Source organism: Streptomyces sp. NPDC094032 (assembly GCF_040303965.1).
Lineage (GTDB): Bacteria > Actinomycetota > Actinomycetes > Streptomycetales > Streptomycetaceae > Streptomyces.
Window position 1 is genome coordinate 153074 of record NZ_JBEOUE010000002.1, and the last position, 18278, is coordinate 171351.

An 18278-nucleotide genomic window follows, 5' to 3' on the forward strand; every position below is an offset into this window, starting at 1 on the left:
GGGAGCTGGAATGCGTATCGCTGTCACCGGATCCATCGCGACCGACCATCTGATGACCTTCCCCGGCTGGTTCAGCGAGCAGCTGCTCGCCGACCGGCTCGACCGGGTCTCCCTGTCGTTCCTCGCCGACAACCTGGAGGTCAGGCGCGGCGGAGTGGCAGCGAACATCGCGTTCGGACTCGGCGTGCTCGGCCTGCGCCCCGTGCTCGTGGGCGCGGTCGGGGCCGACTTCGAGCCGTACCGGATCTGGCTCAAGGACCATGGTGTGGACACCGACTCGGTGCGCGTCAGCGAGTCGCTCCACACCGCCAGGTTCGTCTGTACCACCGACCGGGCGCAGAACCAGATCGCCACCTTCTACGCCGGAGCGATGTCCGAGGCCCGCGAGATCGACCTGCGGGAGGTCGTCGCCCGGACCGGGCGCCTGGAGCTCGTCCTGGTCTCCCCGGACGACCCCGAGGCCATGCTGCGGCACTCCCGCACCTGCCGCCAGCTTGGCGTCCCCTTCGCCGCCGATCCGTCGCAGCAGCTGGCGCGGCTCGACGGCGGCCAGGTGAAGGAACTGGTGGACGGGGCGAGGTTCCTGTTCACCAACGAGTACGAGACCGCCCTGCTGCACGAGAAGACCGGCTGGGCCGAGGCGGACGTGCTGCGCCGCGTCGGCACCTGGATCACCACCCACGGCGAGGCCGGGATCCGCATCCGCGGCGAGGGCCGTGCCCCGCTGGCCGTGCCGGCGGTGCCGGTGGCGGGCGTGGTCGACCCGACGGGCGTCGGCGACGCCTTCCGGGCCGGCTTCCTCGCCGGAACGCTGTGGGGCGTGCCCGAGAAGTGCGCGGCCCAGCTGGGCTGCGCGGTCGCCGCCACCGTCCTCGACTACGTGGGGACGCAGGAGTACCGGCTGCACCGGGATCCGCTGCTCGACCGGATCAGGACGACGTACGGAGTGGGCTGCACGGCTTCGCTCCTCACCCACTTGAGGGCACTGTCATGAGGGGGCTGACGTGAGTACCGGAAGGCGTTCCCTGAGGGAGGAGTTCGCCACGCGGGTCGTGGTGGCCGACGGGGCGATGGGCACCATGCTCCAGGCCGCCGACCCCACGATGGACGACTTCCAGCAGCTCGAAGGCTGCAACGAGATCCTCAACGTCACCCGCCCCGACATCGTGGCCTCCGTGCACGACGCCTACTTCTCGGTCGGCGTGGACTGCGTGGAGACCAACACCTTCGGTGCCAACCTGGCGGCGCTCGCCGAGTACGGCATCGAGGACCGGGTGTACGAGCTGTCCGAGGCCGGCGCCCGGATCGCCCGCAACACCGCCGACGCCCACACGGCCGCCGACGGGCGCCCCCGCTGGGTGCTCGGCTCCATGGGCCCCGGCACCAAGCTGCCGACCCTCGGGCACATCACGTACGAGCCGCTGCGCGACGCGTTCCGGCAGAACGCCGAGGGCCTGATCCGCGGCGGCGCCGACGCCCTGCTCATCGAGACCTCGCAGGACCTGCTCCAGACGAAGGCGGCCGTCATCGGCGCCCGCCAGGCCCTGGACTGGTGCGGGGTCGACCTGCCGCTGATCGTGCAGGTGACCGTCGAGACGACGGGCACCATGCTGCTCGGCTCCGAGATCGGCGCGGCGCTGACCGCCCTGGAGCCGCTCGGCATCGACATGATCGGCCTCAACTGCGCCACCGGCCCCGCCGAGATGGCCGAGCACCTGCGCCACCTGTCCCGGCACGCCCGTATCCCGATCTCCGTCATGCCCAACGCGGGCCTGCCGGTGCTCACCTCCGACGGCGCCCACTACCCCCTGACGCCGTCCGAACTCGCCGACGCCCAGGAGGCGTTCGTACGGGACTACGGCCCCGCCCTGGTCGGCGGCTGCTGCGGCACCACCCCCGAGCACCTGCGCGAGATCGTCGAGCGGGTGCGGGGCGCGGCCGTGAAGCCGCGCACCCCGGTGGTCGAGCCGGGCGCCTCCTCGCTCTACAGCCATGTGCCGTTCCGCCAGGACACCTCGTACCTGGCGATCGGCGAGCGGACCAACGCCAACGGGTCGAAGAAGTTCCGCGAGGCCATGCTGGAGGGCCGCTGGGACGACTGCGTCGAGATGGCCAGGGACCAGATCCGCGAGGGCGCGCACATGCTCGACCTGTGCGTGGACTACGTGGGCCGGGACGGCGCCGCCGACATGGCGGAGCTGGCCGGCCGCTTCGCGACCGCCTCCACGCTGCCGATCGTCCTGGACTCCACCGAGGTCGCCGTCCTGCGGGCGGGCCTGGAGAAGCTGGGCGGCCGGGCGGTGCTCAACTCGGTCAACTACGAGGACGGTGACGGGCCCGAGTCGCGGTTCGCGCAGGTCACGACCTTGGCTCGGGAGCACGGCGCGGCGCTGATGGCGCTGACCATCGACGAGGAGGGCCAGGCCCGCACCGTCGAGACGAAGGTCGCCATCGCGCAGCGCCTGATCGCGGACCTCACGGAGAACTGGGGGATCAGGGAGTCGGACATCCTGATCGACACCCTCACCTTCACCATCTGCACCGGCCAGGAGGAGTCCCGCAAGGACGGCATCGCCACCATCGAGGCGATCCGCGAGCTGAAGCGGCGCCACCCGGACGTCCAGACGACCCTGGGCCTGTCCAACATCTCCTTCGGCCTGAACCCGGCCGCGCGCCTGGTCCTGAACTCGGTCTTCCTCGACGAGTGCGTCAAGGCGGGCCTGGACTCGGCGATCGTGCACGCCTCCAAGATCCTGCCGATCGCCCGCCTGGAGCCGGAGCAGGTCGAGGTCGCGCTCGACCTGATCTACGACCGGCGGCGGGAGGGCTACGACCCGCTCCAGCGGTTCCTGGAGCTCTTCGAGGGCGCCACGGCGCAGTCCCTCAAGGCCGGCAAGGTCGAGGAGCTGCTGGCGCTGCCGCTGGAGGAGCGCCTGAAGCGCCGGATCATCGACGGCGAGAAGAAGGGCCTGGAGGCCGACCTGGACGCGGCGCTCGCGGAGCGCCCGGCCCTGGAGATCGTCAACGACGTGCTCCTGGACGGTATGAAGACGGTCGGCGAGCTGTTCGGCTCGGGCCAGATGCAGCTGCCGTTCGTGCTCCAGTCCGCCGAGGTCATGAAGATCGCGGTGGCCTATCTCGAACCCCACATGGAGAAGTCGGACGCCGACGGCAAGGGCACGATCGTGCTCGCCACCGTCCGCGGCGACGTCCACGACATCGGCAAGAACCTCGTCGACATCATCCTCTCCAACAACGGCTACAACGTCGTCAACATCGGCATCAAGCAGCCGGTCTCCGCGATCCTGGAGGCCGCCGAAGAGAGCCGGGCCGACGTCATCGGGATGTCGGGTCTCCTCGTGAAGTCCACCGTGATCATGAAGGAGAACCTGGAGGAGCTGAACGGCCGCGGGCTCGCCGAACGCTTCCCCGTGATCCTCGGCGGCGCCGCCCTGACCAGGGCGTACGTCGAGCAGGACCTGCACGAGATCTATCAGGGCGAGGTCCGCTACGCCCGCGACGCCTTCGAGGGCCTGCGTCTGATGGACGCCCTGATGGCGGTCAAGCGGGGCGTGCCGGGCGCCACCCTGCCGGAGCTCAAGCAGCGCCGGGTGCCCAAGCGGGAGACCCCCGTCCTGGAGGTGCGCGAGCCCGAGCCGGTCGGGCGGTCCGACGTGGCCGCCGACAACCCCGTACCGGAGCCGCCGTTCCTCGGGACGAAGGTCGTCAAGGGCATCCAGCTCGCCGAATACGCCTCCTGGCTCGACGAGAGCGCCCTCTTCAAGGGCCAGTGGGGGCTCAAGGACGCGGCCACGATCGAGTCGGAGGGCCGGCCGCGGCTGCGCGGCTGGCTGGACCGGCTCCAGACGGACCACCTCCTCGAAGCGGCCGTCGTGTACGGCTACTTCCCCTGTGTGTCCAAGGGCGACGACCTGATCGTCCTGGACGAGGACGGAGGCGAGCGGACCCGCTTCTCCTTCCCCCGCCAACAGCGGGGCCGCCGCCTCTGCCTGGCCGACTTCTTCCGCGCGGAGGACTCCGGCGAGGTCGACGTCCTCGCCCTCCAGATCGTCACCGTCGGCTCGCGGATCGGGGAGGAGACGGCGAAGCTGTTCGCCGCCGACGCCTACCGCGACTACCTCGAACTGCACGGCCTGTCCGTCCAGTTGGCCGAGGCGCTGGCCGAGTGCTGGCACGGCCGGGTGCGCGCCGAGTGGGGCATCGGGGGCGCCGACCCGGACGGCATCGAGGGGATGCTGCGGACCGAGTACCAGGGCTGCCGCTACTCCCTCGGCTACCCGGCCTGCCCCGACCTGGAGGACCGGGCCAAGATCGCCGAGCTGCTGCGGCCCGAGCGGATCGGGGTCGAGCTCTCCGAGGAGTACCAGCTGCATCCCGAGCAGTCGACGGACGCCTTCGTCGTGCACCACCCGGAGGCCAGCTACTTCAACGCGGGAGGCAGACGCCTGTGAACCCGACCTTCTCCTTCGAGTTCTTCCCCCCGAAGACCGACAAGGGCGAGCAGACGCTGTGGGACGCGATCCGGCGCGTGGAGGCCCTCGCGCCGGACTTCGTCTCCGTGACGTACGGCGCGGGCGGCTCGTCCCGCGACCGCACCATCGAGGTCACCAAGCGGATCGTCACCGAGACCACCCTGCGCCCGGTCGCCCATCTGACGGCCGTCGGCCACTCGGTCGCCGAGCTGCGCGCCATCATCGGCGCCTACGCGGACGCCGGCGTGCGGGACGTGCTGGTGCTGCGTGGCGACCCGCCGGGCGATCCGCGCGCCACCTGGACACCGCACCCGGACGGCTTCACGTACGCGTACGAACTCGTCGAGCTCGTACGGTCGTTGGGGGACTTCCGGATCGGAGTGGCGGCCTTCCCCGAGGGTCACCCGCGCTCCGACGGCCCGGACAGCGACCTGGCGCACTTCGTCGCCAAGTGCCGGGCGGGCGCCGACTACGCGATCACCCAGATGTTCTTCGACCCCGAGGACTACCTGCGGCTGCGCGACCGGGTCGCGGCGGCCGGCTGCGACACCCCGATCATCCCGGAGATCATGCCCGCCACCGACGTACGGCAGATCCGCCGCTTCGCCGAGCTGTCGGACGCGGCCTTCCCCGAGGACCTGGCGCACCGCCTGGAGGCGGCCAAGGACGACCCGGCCGCCGCCTACCGGACCGGCGTCGAGTACGCCACCGCCATGGGTCTGCGGCTGCTCGACGAGGGCGCTCCGGGCCTGCACTACATCACGCTCAACAAGTCCACGGCGGCTCTCGAAATCCACCGAACGATCAGTAGCGCTAGGAGCGTTGTACATGTCTGAGACCACGGCCTTCACAGACTTCAAGGTCGCCGACATCGGCCTCGCTGAGTTCGGCCGCAAGGAGATCACCCTCGCCGAGCACGAGATGCCGGGCCTGATGTCGATCCGCCGGGAGTACGCCGAGCGGCAGCCGCTGGCCGGGGCCCGGATCACCGGCTCGCTGCACATGACCGTGCAGACCGCCGTCCTCATCGAGACGCTGGTCGCGCTGGGCGCCGAGGTCCGCTGGGTGTCCTGCAACATCTACTCCACCCAGGACCACGCGGCCGCCGCCATCGCCGCCGCCGGCATCCCGGTCTTCGCCTGGAAGGGCGAGACCCTGGAGGAGTACTGGTGGTGCACCGAGCAGGCGCTGACCTGGCCGGGCGCCGACGGCCCGAACATGATCCTGGACGACGGCGGCGACGCGACGCTCCTCGTCCACAAGGGTGTGGAGTACCGCAAGACCGGCGCGCTGCCGGAGGCCTCCAATGAGGAGCTGGCCGTCGTCCGGAGCCTGCTGGAGAACAGCTCGCTCGACTGGGGGACGATCGCCGCCGAGATCCGCGGCGTCACGGAGGAGACCACCACCGGTGTCCACCGCCTCTACGAGATGCACCGCGAGGGCGAGCTGCTCTTCCCCGCGATCAACGTGAACGACGCCGTGACGAAGTCGAAGTTCGACAACAAGTACGGCTGCCGGCACTCCCTGATCGACGGCATCAACCGCGCCACCGACGTCCTCATCGGCGGCAAGACCGCCGTCGTCTTCGGCTACGGCGACGTCGGCAAGGGCTCGGCGGAGTCGCTGCGCGGCCAGGGCGCCCGGGTGATCATCACCGAGATCGACCCGATCTGCGCCCTCCAGGCGGCTATGGACGGCTACCAGGTCGCCACCCTGGAGGACGTCGTCGAGACCGCCGACATCTTCATCACCACCACGGGCAACAAGGACATCATCATGGCGTCCGACATCGCCCGCATGAAGCACCAGGCGATCGTCGGCAACATCGGCCACTTCGACAACGAGATCGACATGGCCGGCCTCGCGCAGATCCCCGGCATCGTCAAGGACGAGGTCAAGCCGCAGGTCCACACCTGGACCTTCCCCGACGGCAAGGTCGTCATCGTCCTGTCCGAGGGCCGCCTGCTCAACCTGGGCAACGCGACCGGCCACCCGTCCTTCGTGATGTCGAACTCCTTCGCGGACCAGACCCTGGCCCAGATCGAGCTCTTCACGAAGACCGCCGAATACCCCACCGGCGTGTACACGCTGCCGAAGCACCTGGACGAGAAGGTCGCGCGCCTTCACCTGGACGCCCTCGGCGTCCGGCTCACCACCCTCCGCCCGGAGCAGGCCTCGTACATCGGGGTGCCGGTCGAGGGCCCGTACAAGCCCGACCACTACCGCTACTGATGTGTACCGACGCCGATCAGGACAGACGTGACCCCTGGCTCCCGGACCACCTCCTGAAGACGGAGCGGGACCTGCTGATGCCGCTGCTGCGCCGGACGGCCCCCGAGGCGTTCGAGCTCCGCACGGCCTGCCCGGGCTGGACCGCCCGGCAGGTGCTCGCGCACTGCGGGGCGGCACTGGTCAGGATCGTCGAAGGGCGCCTGGAGGAGGGCGTGTTCCTGCCCGATGCCAACGCCTGCGACGTGGCCGAGCGGGAGGACTGGCCGCTCGACCGGGTCCTCGACGAGCTGGAGCGGGGCCTCACCGAGGCCGGTCCGGTCATCGCCGAGCGGGAGGACGGCCGGCTCGACGCCGTGGCGCTCGGCGAGTGGGTCCACGCCGGGGACGTACGGGAGGCCTTCGGGGAGCCCGGCGCCTACTGCGGGGACGCCCTCGACCTGGCCCTGCCGCTGCTCTCCGTCACCAGCCGCAAGCGGGAGACACCCCGCCTGGTCGGGGTCCTGGCGGACCGGGGCGGCGGCGAGGTGGCCCTCGGCAACGAGATCGAGGGCCGCCCGCCCGCCCGCTTCCACGGGGACGCGGCGACCCTGATCCGCATCTACTCGGGACGCCCGCTGGTACGGACCCGCTACGAACTGACGGGCGCGACGGAGCAGGAACTACTCATCTACCGCTGAGGGTGGCGGGCCCCGGTCCTCAAGGACCGGGGCCCGCCCCTTTCACTCACGAAGAGGACCTTCATGCCCAGCACGGTGAACACGTGGGAGACGCTGGACCGGCTCCTGCACGACCAGGCGGAGCGGCGGCCGGAGGACACCGCCGTCGTCTTCGGCGAGGACACGCTGTCCTTCCGCGAGCTCCACGAGGGCGCCGCCGTCCTCGCCACGTACCTGCGCACGTTAGGCGTGACGGCCGACGCCCGCATCGGCGTGCACGTCGAACCCTCACTCGAACTGGTGATCGGCACGTGGGGCGTGCTGTTCTCCGGCGGCGCCTACGTCCCGCTCTCCCCGGAGTACCCCGAGGAGCGCCTGCGCTACATGATCGAGGACAGCGGCGCCCGCGTCGTCTTCACCCAGGAACGCTTCCGCGACCGCGTCACCGAACTCGCCCCGCCCGGCACCACCGTCGTCACCCTCAAGGACGCCGTCCAGTACGCCTGGCGCACGGCGGGCGAGGAACAGCCCCTCGCCGACCCCGAGTTGAGTCCTTCCCAACTCGCGTACGTCATCTACACCTCGGGCTCCACCGGCAAGCCCAAGGGCGTCATGGTCGAGCACCGCTCGATCGTCGCCCAGATGCGCTGGATGGCCGACGCGCACCGGCTCGGCCCGGACGCCGTCGTCGTCCAGAAGACCCCCATGTCCTTCGACGCCGCCCAGTGGGAGATCCTCGCCTCCGCCGTCGGCGCCCGCGTCGCCATGGGCCCGCCCGGCGTCTACCGCGACCCCGAGGGCCTGATCGACACCATCCGCCGGCACGACGTCACCATGCTCCAGGGCGTCCCCACCCTCCTCCAGGCCCTCGTCGACACCGAGCGCCTCGGCACCTGCGCCAGCCTGCGCCGGGTCTACTCGGGCGGCGAGATCCTCTCCCGGAACCTCTCCGTACAGCTGCTCGCCGAGCTGCCCGACGCCGAGCTGATCAACCTGTACGGCCCCACCGAGTGCACCATCAACGCCTCCTCCCACACCGTCGACCGCGCCACCGTCGCCGAAGGCCCCTCCGCGATACCCATCGGCAGACCCGCGTACGAGACCACGTTCCACATACGCGACGGCGAGCTGTGCATCGGCGGCATCCAGGTGGCGCGGGGGTACCTGGACCGGCCCGAACTCACCGCCGAGCGCTTCATCACCGCCGAGGACGGCGAACGCCTCTACCGCACCGGAGACCTGGCCACCTGGAACGAGGACGGCACCGTCCAGTTCGCCGGCCGCGCCGACAACCAGATCAAGCTGCGCGGCTTCCGCGTCGAGCTCGACGAGATCGCGCTCGCCATCGAGAACCACGACTGGGTGAAGTCCGCCGCCGTCATCGTGAAGAACGAGCCCCGCACCGGCTTCCAGAACCTGGTCGCCTGCGTCGAGCTCTCCCCGAAGGAAGCCGCCCTGATGGACCAGGGCAACCACGGCGCCCACCACCAGTCCAAGGAGTCCAAGCTCCAGGTCAAGGCGCAGCTCTCCAACGCGGGCACCCTCGACGCCGCCGCCCTCGCCGGCCGCCCCGTCGTCGGACTCCCCGGCCGCACCCCCACCGAGCGGATGCGCCGCACCGTCTTCGCCCGCAAGACCTACCGCTTCTACGAGGGCGGCCCGGTCACCCGCGCCGACGTCCTCGCCGCCCTGGCCCGCCGCCCCGAGGGCATCGGCTCCCGCCAGATCGGCACCCTGACCGCCGCCGACCTGGGCGAGATCCTGCGCTGGTTCGGCCAGTTCCCCAGCGAGGAGCGGCTGCTCCCGAAGTACGGCTACGCCTCGCCGGGCGCGCTGTACGCGACCCAGCTGTACGTGGAGGTGCGCGGCCTCGCGGGCCTGGAGCCCGGCACGTACTACTACCACCCGGTCCACCACCAGCTGCACCTGATGGAGCCGGGGTCCGCCGAGGGCGCGCCGCTGGTCCGGCTCGGCTTCCGGGGCAAGTGGTCGGCGATCGAGCCGGTCTACCGGAACAACATCCGCGAGGTCCTGGAGATCGAGGCGGGCCACATGGTCGGCCTGTTCGAGGAGATCCTGCCGGGCCTGGGCCTCGGCATCCGCCCGGTGCGCGGCGGGGAGTCCGGGGACGCCGAGGACCTGGGCGTGTTCGAACTGGTCCCGTACGACGAGGAGTCGGCCGCGGCGGGGGAGGCGGAGGTCGACCTGTACGTGCAGTCCCATCCCGACCGGATCGCGGACCTTGCCGGGGGCCAGTACGCGTACGAGGGCGGAGAGCTGACCCCCCTGGCCCCCTCGTCCTCCGGCCTCGTCGAGAAGAAGCACGTCATCGCCATCAACCAGGCGGTGTACGAGCGGGCCAGCCTCGGCATCACGGTGATCAGCCGGGGCGCGGCGGACTGGCGCGCGTACATCGACCTCGGCCGCGCCCTCCAGCGCCTCCAACTGGGCGGCCACGGGCTCGGGTTCATGTCCTCCGGCTACAGCTCCATGTCCGGCAACCCGCTGCCCGCCGCCCGTCGCATGGACGAGGTCCTGGCGGCGGCGGGCCGGCCGACCGGCCCCTCGTACTTCTTCGTCGGCGGCCGGGTCAGCGAGGAGCAGGCGCTCAGCGAGGGCATGTACGAGGACACCGTGCACATGAAGGGCCCCGCGGAGATGATCCGCGACGACCTGGTCAACCACCTGCCCGACTACATGATCCCGAACCGGGTCGTCGTCCTCGACCGGCTGCCGCACTCCGCGAACGGCAAGGTCGACGCGAAGGCGCTGGGCGAGCTGGCCGTCGTCAACGCCGGTCTGCACGGCCGCCCGCACGTCCTGCCGCGCACCCGCACCGAGACCCGGCTCACGGAGATCTGGGCGGCGGCCCTCAAGTACGAGGAGGTCGAGGCGGTCTCCGTGCAGGACGACTTCTTCGAGTCGGGCGGCAACTCGCTGATCGCGGTCGCGCTCATCACGAAGATCAACCGGGAGTTCCCGGAGGCGTCCCTCCCGCTCCAGATCCTCTTCGAGGCCCCCACCATCGAGAAGCTGGCCCACCGCGTGGACGGCGCCGCCGCCACGCCCGCCTCGCGGCTGGTCCGGCTGCACGCGGACGGCGCGCAGTCGCCGGTCTTCTGCTGGCCCGGGCTCGGCGGCTACACGATGAACCTGCGCTTCCTGGCGGAGGAGCTGGGCATCGACCGCCCGTTCTTCGGGGTGCAGGCGCATGGCATCAACCGGGGCGAGACGCCGTACGCGACCATCCGCGAGATGGCCGCGGCCGACGTCGCCGCGCTCCGCAAGCGCCAGCCGGCGGGCCCGTACACCCTGTGGGGCTACTCTTTCGGCGCCCGGGTCGCCTTCGAGTCGGCGCACCTCCTGGAGGCGGCGGGCGAGCAGGTGGAGAACCTGTTCCTGATCGCGCCGGGCTCCCCGAAGGTCCGCGCGGAGTCGGCGGCGGGCGGCGCCTCGTACGACAACCCGGGCTTTACGCAGATCCTCTACTCGGTCTTCGCCGGCGCCCTCGCGGACGTCCCGGCGAAGGACGCGGAGAGCTTCGCAGCGTACGTCTCCGAACGCTTCCCGTCGCTCGACCCGGAGCTGATCGCCCGGATCATCGCGATCGTGGAGCAGACCTTCGACTTCACGTACACCTTCCAGGAACTGACCGAGCGCAAGGTCTCCTGCCCGGTGACGATCTTCAAGGCGCAGGGCGACGACTACTCCTTCCTGGAGGGGACGACCGGCTGGTCGACCCGCCCGCCGACGGTGGTCGAGCTCGACGCCGACCACTACAGCCTGCTGCGGGCGCCGGACCTGAAGGAACTGGTGAAGAAGATCCGCTACCGGCTGGGGAGGTAGCCCTTTCGGCCCGGGTCGCGGTGCGGGGTGGGGGACCGGCTGCTGTGCTGGTCGGGACCCCACCCCTGCGCGCGTATCGGGAGCAGCACCATGGCCGTCATCGTCACCGTAGAGATCCCCGGCGGCACCCAGGAGCTCTACGAACGCACCACGGCGGCGGTCACCGCGGCCCCCTGGTGGCCGATGCCGGGCTTCCGCGCCCACGCGGCCGGCCCTGACGGGTCCGGGGGGTGGCGGGTGGTGGACTTCTGGGACTCGGAGGACGAGTTCCTGGCGTTCATCGAGAAGGCGAGGCCGATCTTCGACGAGCACGGGCTGCCGCGCGTGATGCCGAGGATCGACCAGGCGGTCCACATGATGACCCGCTGAGCGCATGGCCGTCCCCGTAAACCCTTTGCGGGCGAAGCCAACGACCCGCCAGGCTGCACCCCATGACCACCGCCGACCTCTTCGCCGCCGACGGACGCCTCCGGGCGATCCCGCGCAAGCCCGCCCGTAGGGCGGCCCTCCTCGACCACCTCGCCGCCACGCTCTTCGAGCAGGAGCGGGTCTACAGCGAGCGCGAGGTGAACGAGGCGCTGAAGACCGTGCACGAGGACTTCCCGGCGCTGCGCCGCTATCTGGTCATCGGCGGCCAGCTCACCCGTACGAAGGACGGCTCGGCCTACCGCCGACAGCCCGGCGTCCCCGTAGGAGCGACCGCCGCCGTAGCGTGACGACCGCGGCCCTGGCCGGCCTGCTGGCCGGCTACGGCATCGCGATCCCGGTCGGCGCGGTCGGCGCGTACCTCGTCGCCGTCACCGCCCGCACCGGCTGGCGCACGGGCGCCGCCGCGGCCCTGGGCGTAGCGACCGCCGACGGTTTCTACGCCCTCCTGGCGGTAGCGACCGGCTCCGCCCTGGTCCCGTACCTGACCCCCCTGATGACCCCCCTGCGCCGGACCTCGGCGGCGGTCCTGGTGACGCTGGCCCTCCGCTCGGCATGGACGGCCCTCCGCACCCACCGCGCGGGCACCCTCGCCTCCCGCGACGACGGCGCGACACCCCTGACCCCGGCCCGCGCGTACGCGACCTTCCTCGCCATCACCGTCCTCAACCCCATGACGGTGATCTACTTCGCCGCCCTGATCCTCGCGACCGGCCCCGAAGCCCCCACCACCCCCGCCGAACGCACCGCCTTCGTCCTGGCCGCCCTGACCGCCTCCGCGACCTGGCAACTCCTGCTGGCCACCGGCGGAACCCTCCTCGGCCGCACCCTCACCGGCCCCCGAGGCCGCCTGACGACGGCCCTGACGTCGAGCACGCTGATCGTGGTGCTGGCGGTGCGGTTGGTGGGGTGAGTCAGCCCCTCGCCGGCACCACGTTCTGGGTGTGGTGGAAGACGTTGTCCGGGTCGTACGTGCGTTTCACCTCGGCCAGGCGGTCGTAGTGGTCGCGGTACGTGGCCCGGACGCGGGTGGGTGGTTCGTCGGCGCCGAGGAAGTTCACGTAGGCGCCGCCCATCGAGTGGGGGTGCAGTGCCTCCCAGTAGCCCACGGCCCAGTCGCGGATGCGGTCCGCGTCGGACGGGTCCGGGCTGATGCCGCCGATCACGCCGGACCAGGTCGCGTCCCGGTAGGCCCAGGCCGTGTCCAGGGCGCCGGGGCGGTGGGCCGCGCCGTCGACCGGGTACAGGTGCATCGTGGAGAGGTCGGTGGGGAGGGTGTCGAGGAAGGCGGCGTGCACGTCGATCGCGCCGTCCGTGATCCGGTCGAAGAAGTCTCCGCGCCAGTACCACTGGAGGCCCTTCGGGATCAGGTCGTCGAAGAGCGACTGAAGGGCCGGGTACGGGATCGGCGTCGCGAAGTGGAAGACGGGCGGGGCCGGTTCGGCGACCGGGGCGAAGGTCTCGACCAGCTCCTCCTCGCTGGGGGTGCCCGTGTAGCACCACACCACGCCGCACATCTTCTTCCCGTGGATCTCCTCCGGGAACGGCGGCCCCGGCGCCACCGTCAGCGTCGCGAAGAACCCGTTCAGATTCTCGGGTGCCGCCGGCAGGAACTCCCGGTACCAGCGCAGCACTTCACCGATGTGCTCCGGCTCCCACAGCGTCACCGCCAGGCCCACCGTGTCCACCGGATGCAGCGCGTACGTGAAGGAGGTGGCCACTCCGAAGTTGCCGCCGCCGCCGCGCAATCCCCAGTACAGATCCGGGTGTTCGTCCGCCGACGCCGTCACGAACGAGCCGTCCGCGAGGACCACGTCCGCCGCGACGAGACTGTCGATCGTCAGCCCGTACGCCCGCGTCAGATGCCCGTGCCCGCCGCCCAGCGTCAGCCCGCCGACCCCGGTCGTCGACATGATCCCGGCCGGTACGCCGAGCCCGAAGCCGTGCGCCTCGTGGTCCAGGTCCCCCAACTGGCTGCCGCCGCCGACCCGCGCCGTCCGCGCCCCGGGATCCACCCGCACCCACCGCATCCCCGACAGGTCGAGCAGCAGCGAACCGTCCGCCAGGCACAGCCCGCCACCACTGTGGCCGCCACCGCGCACCGCCAGATCCATGCCGCTCTCGCGGGCGTACCGCACCACCGCCCGCACGTCCGTCACGTCCGCGCACCGCGCGATCACGGCGGGCCGCCGGTCGATCATCGCGTTGTAGATCGCGCGGGCCTCGTCGTACCCGGCGTCCTGAGGGCCGAGCACCTCGCCGCGCAACGCCTCGCGCAGGGTCTCCACAGCCGTACCGCCCATGACCACTCCCAGGGCACCCCTGCCGACCGGCCGCGCTACCCCTTCAGTCTCCCCCTCGGCGTGGCAGCCCGCCTCCCGGGTCGCCGCCTCGGCATCCTTGCGCCATGACCGACAGCGAGGAAGCCGTCCGGACCTCCGCCCGCGGCTGGATGACACTCCAGCTGGCCGCCCTCGGCTTCGTGGGCCTGTGCGGCGCCCTGAAGGCGGGCGGCGGGCCCGGGTCCCCGGCGCCCCGCGGCATCGAGGCCGTCGCGGGCGTCCTGGTCCTGCTCTCCCTGCTGCTCGCCGTCCTCGCGGTCTACCTCGTCGGCCGCACCGCCTGGCCGCACGCCGCCGGCCCCGACGACCCCGACCGCGCCGCCCGCCGCCTCCGCACCGGCCTGCTCCTCACCTTCGCCACCGTCCTCCTGACCGCCGTCGCCGCCACCAGCTCCTGGTGGCCCGCCCCGGACGTCTCGGGCGCCGGGACCGCCACCGTGCAGGTCGGCACCTCCGCAGGCAGCCTGTGCGGCGAACTCACCCGGGGCGGCGGCCCGTTGACCCTCGTCGTCCAGGGCCGCACGGTCGACGTCCCGCTCACGGACGTGACGTCGGTGACCCCGGTCGCCGGCTGCGGGAGCTCATGACCGCGGCCACCGACCGCGAGGACAGGACCGACCAGCGCGACCGGTCGGACAGCAGCGACCCGACGGACAGGAACGACCAGCCCGAACCGATCGAGAAGGCCGAGCCGACGGACCCGATCGAGAACGCCGACCCGACGGACCCGATGGACATGAAGGACCCGACCGATCCGATCGACAGGAACGAGCCCTTCGACCAGAGCGAGAGGGACGAGCCGGAGGGGCCGGAGGGGCCGGAGCGGCAACAGCCTTGGGTGGTGCTTCTGCTTCCCATGGTCCGATCGTAGGGCGGCCGACGCCGACGGGGGCCGCCACGACACCTGTCGTGACGGCCCCCGTACGGCGGGTGGGACCCGGGACTACTTCAGCGCGGCGAGCGCGGCGTCGTAGTTCGGCTCCTCGGCGATCTCGTTGACGAGCTCGACGTGCAGCACCTTGTCGTTCTCGTCGAGGACGACGACGGCGCGGGCGGTCAGACCGGCCAGCGGGCCGTCCGCGATGTCCACGCCGTAGTTGGTGTGGAACTCACGGCCGCGGAGGGTGGAGAGGTTCTTCACGTTCTCCAGGCCCTCGGCGCCGCAGAAGCGGGCCTGGGCGAAGGGCAGGTCCGCCGAGATGCAGAGCACCACGGTGTTGTCGAGACCGGCCGCGGCGCTGTTGAACTGGCGCACCGAGCTCGCGCAGGTCGGGGTGTCGACGCTGGGGAAGATGTTGAGGACCTTGCGCTGACCGGCGAAGTCCTTCAGCGAGCGGTCCGCGAGGCCCTCGCCGACCAGGCTGAACTGCGGGGCGTCGCTGCCCGCGGCGGGCAGGGTGCCGTTGACCTGTACGGGGTTGCCCTTGAGCGTGACCTGCGCCATGCCTAATCTCCTTCAACTGATGCTGACGTCGCTCCCGATCGTACTGCCCGTGGAATCCGCATCTCGCGGAACGGAACGGATCAGCGGCGCGTGTACCGGGCCAGGAAGAGGTCCACCCCCGACGCGATCTGCCGGGTCAGCTCCGTCTCGTCCACCGCCGTACCGGGCGCGAAGGTGTGGACGAGCTGCGGCACGCCGACCGTGGTCGCCACGAGCTGCTGCACGGCGAGGTCCGGATCCGGCACGTCGAGCGCGCCCCGGGCGTCGAGCGCGGTCACGGCCTCGACGAGCGGGCCGTTGTACATGTCGTACGTGACCCGGTACCAGAGCTGGCCGAGCTGCGGGAAGCGGTCGATCTCGCCGATCACCAGGCGCCGCAGCGACATGATGTCCGGGCGCAGCAGCGTACGGGCCCAGTCGGTGGCGAGCCGGACGAGCGCGGCGCGCAGGTCGGGGGCGTCGGCGAGGGAGGCCCCGGCGGGCTCCACGTCGGCGTAGGTCCGGGTCAGCAGCCCGCCGATGACGGCGAGGAACAGGCGCTCCTTGCTGCCGAAGTGCTTGTAGATGGTCGCCTTGGAGACGCCCGACCGCTGGGTGATCGCGTCCATGGAGGCCGCCGAGTACCCCTCGGCGAGGAACTCGGTGAGCGCGGCGTCGATGATCGCCTGGCGCTTGCGGGCGGCGGCGGAGGCGGGGTCGGGGATGACCGGGATGCCGTACGCGTCGAGTACGTCGTCCGGGGTGTGGGCGCCCATGGGGTCGGGTCCTTCGCGGGTGGCGGGGCGGGGTCACCGCCAGTATAGGAAGTACGTGAACTGAACCGTTCGGTACGAGGGCGGTGGCTCAGGCCGCTCAGGCCGCCGACGTCGCAGCCGCCGCCAGCGCCGGACCGATCGCCACGCCCGCCAGGAACGCCAGGTTGAACAGGCCGATCCCCAGCCCCCGCCGCTCCTCGTCGAGCCCCCGGGTCGCCGCCCCGGTCAGGATCCCCTGGCCGCCCGCCGTCGCGAGGGCGCTCAGGCCGGAGCCGAGCAGCACCGCGACCGGCCATGGGGCGAGGGCCGCGAGCAGCAGCGCCGCCGTCGAGCCGCCGGCCAGCAGCGCCCGCGTCCTGCGCGTCCCGAGCCGGGGCGCGAGGCGGATCAGCCGCCAGGACAGCAGCGCCCCGGTGAGGGCGGCGAGCGCGGCGACCGCGCCCGTCTGGACGGGGCTCCAGCCGGTGAGCGCGGAGAAGCGGCGCGGGGCGCCGTACAGCAGCGCGAAGTTGACGGTGGAGAGCGCGAGCATGAGCCCGGCGGCGGCCAGGAAGCCCGGGGCGCGCAGGACGCCGAGGGGGCGCGCGCCGCCGGCCGCGCCGGTGCGCGGGCCCGCGGGTCCGGCGAGACGCAGCACGGGCAGCAGCACGAGGAGGCTCAGCAGCGGCAGGACGAGGGCCGCCTGCCAGCCCGCCGCCCGGGCCACCGCCGCGCCCGCGAAGAGGCCGAGCGTGCCGCCGAAGGCGCTGCCGATGGCGACGATCCCGGACGTACGGCCCGAGCGGTCCCGGCCCGCGAGCTGGAAGGCGGCCACGGTGACCCCGGCGGCCCCGACGGCCTCGACCGCCCGCCCGGCCACCGCGAGCGGCAGCGACCCGGCGGCGAGGACGAGGGCGGCGCCCAGGACGAGGAGCGCCCCGGCGGCCCGGACGATCCCGCCGGGCCCGCGCCGCCCCGCCGTGGCGGAGAGCAGGGGCGTGCCGACGGCCATGCCGATGCCGAACACGGTCATCAGCCAGGCCGCCGACCCGGCGGAGACACCGAGCGCGCGGGCGGCGTCGGACAGGGCGAGGCTCGGCCCGGACACGCCCATGGAGGCGGGCGCGACGAAGAGCGCGGGGAGGAGGGCGGCGCCCCGGGCAGCGGGGGCGGAGGCGGCGGTCGGGGCCACGGCCCGCGTGAGGCTCCTCGTTCTGGTCGTCATACCGGCATCCGCCCCATCAGCCCCTCCGCGAAGTCCTTCTCCGCCTGCCGGAGTTCGGCGGCCGTGTTCATCACGAAGGGCCCGCTGCGGGCGACCGGCTCGCCGATCGGCTCGCCCGCGAGGACCAGCACCTCGGCCGCCGCGCCCGGCGCCTCGACGGTGAAGCGCTCGCCGTCCCGGTCGAGCACCGCGAGGTGCCCGTCGGCGAGGGCCTCGCCGCCGACGACGGCGTCGCCGGTCAGCACGTACACCATCGCGTTGTGTCCGGCGGGCGCGGTGAACTCGGCGCGCCCGCCCGCCGCGAGCCGCGCGTGGACGACGAGGACCGGGGTGTGCGTGCCGAAGGGGCCGGTCACGCCGTGGCTGCTGCCGGCGAGGACGGTGAGCTCGGCGCCGTCGGGGGCGGTGACGGTGGGCAGGTCGGCGGCCTCGGCGTTCTGGCTGCGGGGCGGCAGCGACTTGAGCCGGGCCGGGAGGTTCACCCAGATCTGGAGCATGTGCTGCCGGCCTCCCGTGGCGAGGAACTCCTCGGTGGGCAGGGCCTCGTGGACGATCCCGGCCCCGGCGGTGAGCCACTGCACCCCGCCGCCCCGGACGACGGCGCGGTGGCCGCGCGAGTCGGCGTTGGCGATGTCGCCGTCGAGGACGTACTGGATCGTCTCGAAGCCCCGGTGGGGGTGCGGGGGAGCGCCCTTGGCCTCGCCGGGGGCGAGCTCGACCGGCCCGACCTGATCGACCATCAGGAAGGGGTCGACGAAGGGGAGTTCGGCGGTGGGGAAGGGGCGGCGTACGGGGAATCCGGCGCCCTCGTAGGTGTGGAAGGGGCGGGCGATGCGGGTGACGGTGCGCTCGGTGGTGGTCATGCCAAGACTGAACTACA

The 18278-nt window shown here is 72.1% G+C and carries 16 protein-coding genes; 11 read left to right on the forward strand and 5 right to left on the reverse strand.

The window, feature by feature from the left end:
• Positions 1 to 10: 10 nt before the first annotated feature.
• The 9 genes from ABTZ54_RS03675 (at position 11) to ABTZ54_RS03715 (ending at position 12566) form a co-directional block, all read left to right on the forward strand.
• Entirely contained in the window at positions 11 to 994 is a 984-nt protein-coding gene (locus ABTZ54_RS03675) for a carbohydrate kinase family protein (RefSeq protein ID WP_351656813.1), read from the forward strand.
• A 10-nt stretch (positions 995 to 1004) separates the two neighbouring features.
• Positions 1005 to 4472 carry a methionine synthase gene (metH, locus tag ABTZ54_RS03680; RefSeq protein WP_351656815.1) on the forward strand — a complete coding sequence of 1156 codons (3468 nt, stop codon included), beginning with the start codon at positions 1005 to 1007 and terminating at the stop codon, positions 4470 to 4472.
• Complete coding sequence (gene metF, locus ABTZ54_RS03685; RefSeq protein WP_351656817.1) at positions 4469 to 5329, forward strand: methylenetetrahydrofolate reductase [NAD(P)H]; 861 nt, start codon at positions 4469 to 4471, stop codon at positions 5327 to 5329. Before metH ends, metF begins: the two co-directional genes overlap by 4 nt.
• Positions 5322 to 6725: an adenosylhomocysteinase gene (gene ahcY, locus ABTZ54_RS03690; RefSeq protein WP_351656819.1), complete on the forward strand. Its 1404-nt coding sequence runs from the start codon at positions 5322 to 5324 to the stop codon at positions 6723 to 6725. Before metF ends, ahcY begins: the two co-directional genes overlap by 8 nt.
• The gene (locus ABTZ54_RS03695; protein WP_351656820.1) at positions 6725 to 7402 is read left to right on the forward strand and encodes a maleylpyruvate isomerase family mycothiol-dependent enzyme; all 678 of its coding nucleotides are present in this window, start codon (positions 6725 to 6727) and stop codon (positions 7400 to 7402) included. Before ahcY ends, ABTZ54_RS03695 begins: the two co-directional genes overlap by 1 nt.
• 63 nt (positions 7403 to 7465) lie before the next feature.
• Entirely contained in the window at positions 7466 to 11227 is a 3762-nt protein-coding gene (locus ABTZ54_RS03700) for an amino acid adenylation domain-containing protein (protein WP_351656822.1), read from the forward strand.
• Positions 11228 to 11317: 90 nt separating this feature from the next.
• Positions 11318 to 11596: a hypothetical protein gene (locus ABTZ54_RS03705; RefSeq protein ID WP_351656824.1), complete on the forward strand. Its 279-nt coding sequence runs from the start codon at positions 11318 to 11320 to the stop codon at positions 11594 to 11596.
• Between the two features lie 62 nt (positions 11597 to 11658).
• Positions 11659 to 11943, forward strand: a complete 285-nt coding sequence (locus tag ABTZ54_RS03710; RefSeq protein ID WP_351656826.1) for a DUF2087 domain-containing protein — start codon at positions 11659 to 11661, stop codon at positions 11941 to 11943.
• A complete protein-coding gene (locus tag ABTZ54_RS03715; RefSeq protein ID WP_351656828.1) occupies positions 11940 to 12566 on the forward strand; it encodes a LysE/ArgO family amino acid transporter in 627 nt (208 codons plus the stop codon). The genes ABTZ54_RS03710 and ABTZ54_RS03715 overlap by 4 nt, the downstream gene beginning before the upstream one ends.
• A 1-nt stretch (position 12567) precedes the next feature.
• On the opposite strand, the gene ABTZ54_RS03720 is transcribed toward ABTZ54_RS03715, so the two are convergent.
• The gene (locus ABTZ54_RS03720) at positions 12568 to 13956 is read right to left on the reverse strand and encodes an FAD-binding oxidoreductase (RefSeq protein WP_351656830.1); all 1389 of its coding nucleotides are present in this window, start codon (positions 13954 to 13956) and stop codon (positions 12568 to 12570) included.
• Between the two features lie 104 nt (positions 13957 to 14060).
• Between ABTZ54_RS03720 and ABTZ54_RS03725 the strand changes: the two genes are divergently transcribed.
• Together ABTZ54_RS03725 and ABTZ54_RS35675 are read left to right on the forward strand one after the other, a co-directional pair.
• On the forward strand, positions 14061 to 14582 hold the full coding sequence (locus ABTZ54_RS03725; RefSeq protein WP_351656832.1) for a hypothetical protein: 522 nt from the start codon (positions 14061 to 14063) through the stop codon (positions 14580 to 14582).
• Entirely contained in the window at positions 14579 to 14866 is a 288-nt protein-coding gene (locus ABTZ54_RS35675) for a hypothetical protein (protein WP_502997176.1), read from the forward strand. Before ABTZ54_RS03725 ends, ABTZ54_RS35675 begins: the two co-directional genes overlap by 4 nt.
• A 72-nt stretch (positions 14867 to 14938) precedes the next feature.
• Here ABTZ54_RS35675 and tpx read toward each other — a convergent pair whose 3' ends face one another.
• The 4 genes from tpx to ABTZ54_RS03750 form a co-directional block, all read right to left on the reverse strand.
• Complete coding sequence (tpx, locus tag ABTZ54_RS03735; RefSeq protein ID WP_351656836.1) at positions 14939 to 15439, reverse strand: thiol peroxidase; 501 nt, start codon at positions 15437 to 15439, stop codon at positions 14939 to 14941.
• An 80-nt stretch (positions 15440 to 15519) separates the two neighbouring features.
• On the reverse strand, positions 15520 to 16194 hold the full coding sequence (locus ABTZ54_RS03740) for a TetR/AcrR family transcriptional regulator (RefSeq protein WP_351656838.1): 675 nt from the start codon (positions 16192 to 16194) through the stop codon (positions 15520 to 15522).
• Positions 16195 to 16291: 97 nt separating this feature from the next.
• Positions 16292 to 17398 (reverse strand): MFS transporter, encoded by a 1107-nt coding sequence (locus ABTZ54_RS03745; RefSeq protein WP_351656840.1) that lies wholly within the window; start codon positions 17396 to 17398, stop codon positions 16292 to 16294.
• On the reverse strand, positions 17395 to 18261 hold the full coding sequence (locus ABTZ54_RS03750) for a pirin family protein (RefSeq protein WP_351656842.1): 867 nt from the start codon (positions 18259 to 18261) through the stop codon (positions 17395 to 17397). The genes ABTZ54_RS03745 and ABTZ54_RS03750 overlap by 4 nt, the downstream gene beginning before the upstream one ends.
• Positions 18262 to 18278 lie beyond the last annotated feature (17 nt).

Coding starts and splice junctions, on each gene's coding strand:
- ABTZ54_RS03675 (WP_351656813.1), top strand. CDS start 11: ATGCGTATCGCTGTCACCGGATCCATCGCGACCGACCATCTGATGACC.
- ahcY (WP_351656819.1), top strand. CDS start 5,322: ATGTCTGAGACCACGGCCTTCACAGACTTCAAGGTCGCCGACATCGGC.
- ABTZ54_RS03695 (WP_351656820.1), top strand. CDS start 6,725: ATGTGTACCGACGCCGATCAGGACAGACGTGACCCCTGGCTCCCGGAC.
- ABTZ54_RS03700 (WP_351656822.1), top strand. CDS start 7,466: ATGCCCAGCACGGTGAACACGTGGGAGACGCTGGACCGGCTCCTGCAC.
- ABTZ54_RS03705 (WP_351656824.1), top strand. CDS start 11,318: ATGGCCGTCATCGTCACCGTAGAGATCCCCGGCGGCACCCAGGAGCTC.
- ABTZ54_RS03710 (WP_351656826.1), top strand. CDS start 11,659: ATGACCACCGCCGACCTCTTCGCCGCCGACGGACGCCTCCGGGCGATC.
- ABTZ54_RS03720 (WP_351656830.1), bottom strand. CDS start 13,956: ATGGGCGGTACGGCTGTGGAGACCCTGCGCGAGGCGTTGCGCGGCGAG.
- ABTZ54_RS03725 (WP_351656832.1), top strand. CDS start 14,061: ATGACCGACAGCGAGGAAGCCGTCCGGACCTCCGCCCGCGGCTGGATG.
- ABTZ54_RS35675 (WP_502997176.1), top strand. CDS start 14,579: ATGACCGCGGCCACCGACCGCGAGGACAGGACCGACCAGCGCGACCGG.
- tpx (WP_351656836.1), bottom strand. CDS start 15,439: ATGGCGCAGGTCACGCTCAAGGGCAACCCCGTACAGGTCAACGGCACC.
- ABTZ54_RS03740 (WP_351656838.1), bottom strand. CDS start 16,194: ATGGGCGCCCACACCCCGGACGACGTACTCGACGCGTACGGCATCCCG.
- ABTZ54_RS03745 (WP_351656840.1), bottom strand. CDS start 17,398: ATGACGACCAGAACGAGGAGCCTCACGCGGGCCGTGGCCCCGACCGCC.
- ABTZ54_RS03750 (WP_351656842.1), bottom strand. CDS start 18,261: ATGACCACCACCGAGCGCACCGTCACCCGCATCGCCCGCCCCTTCCAC.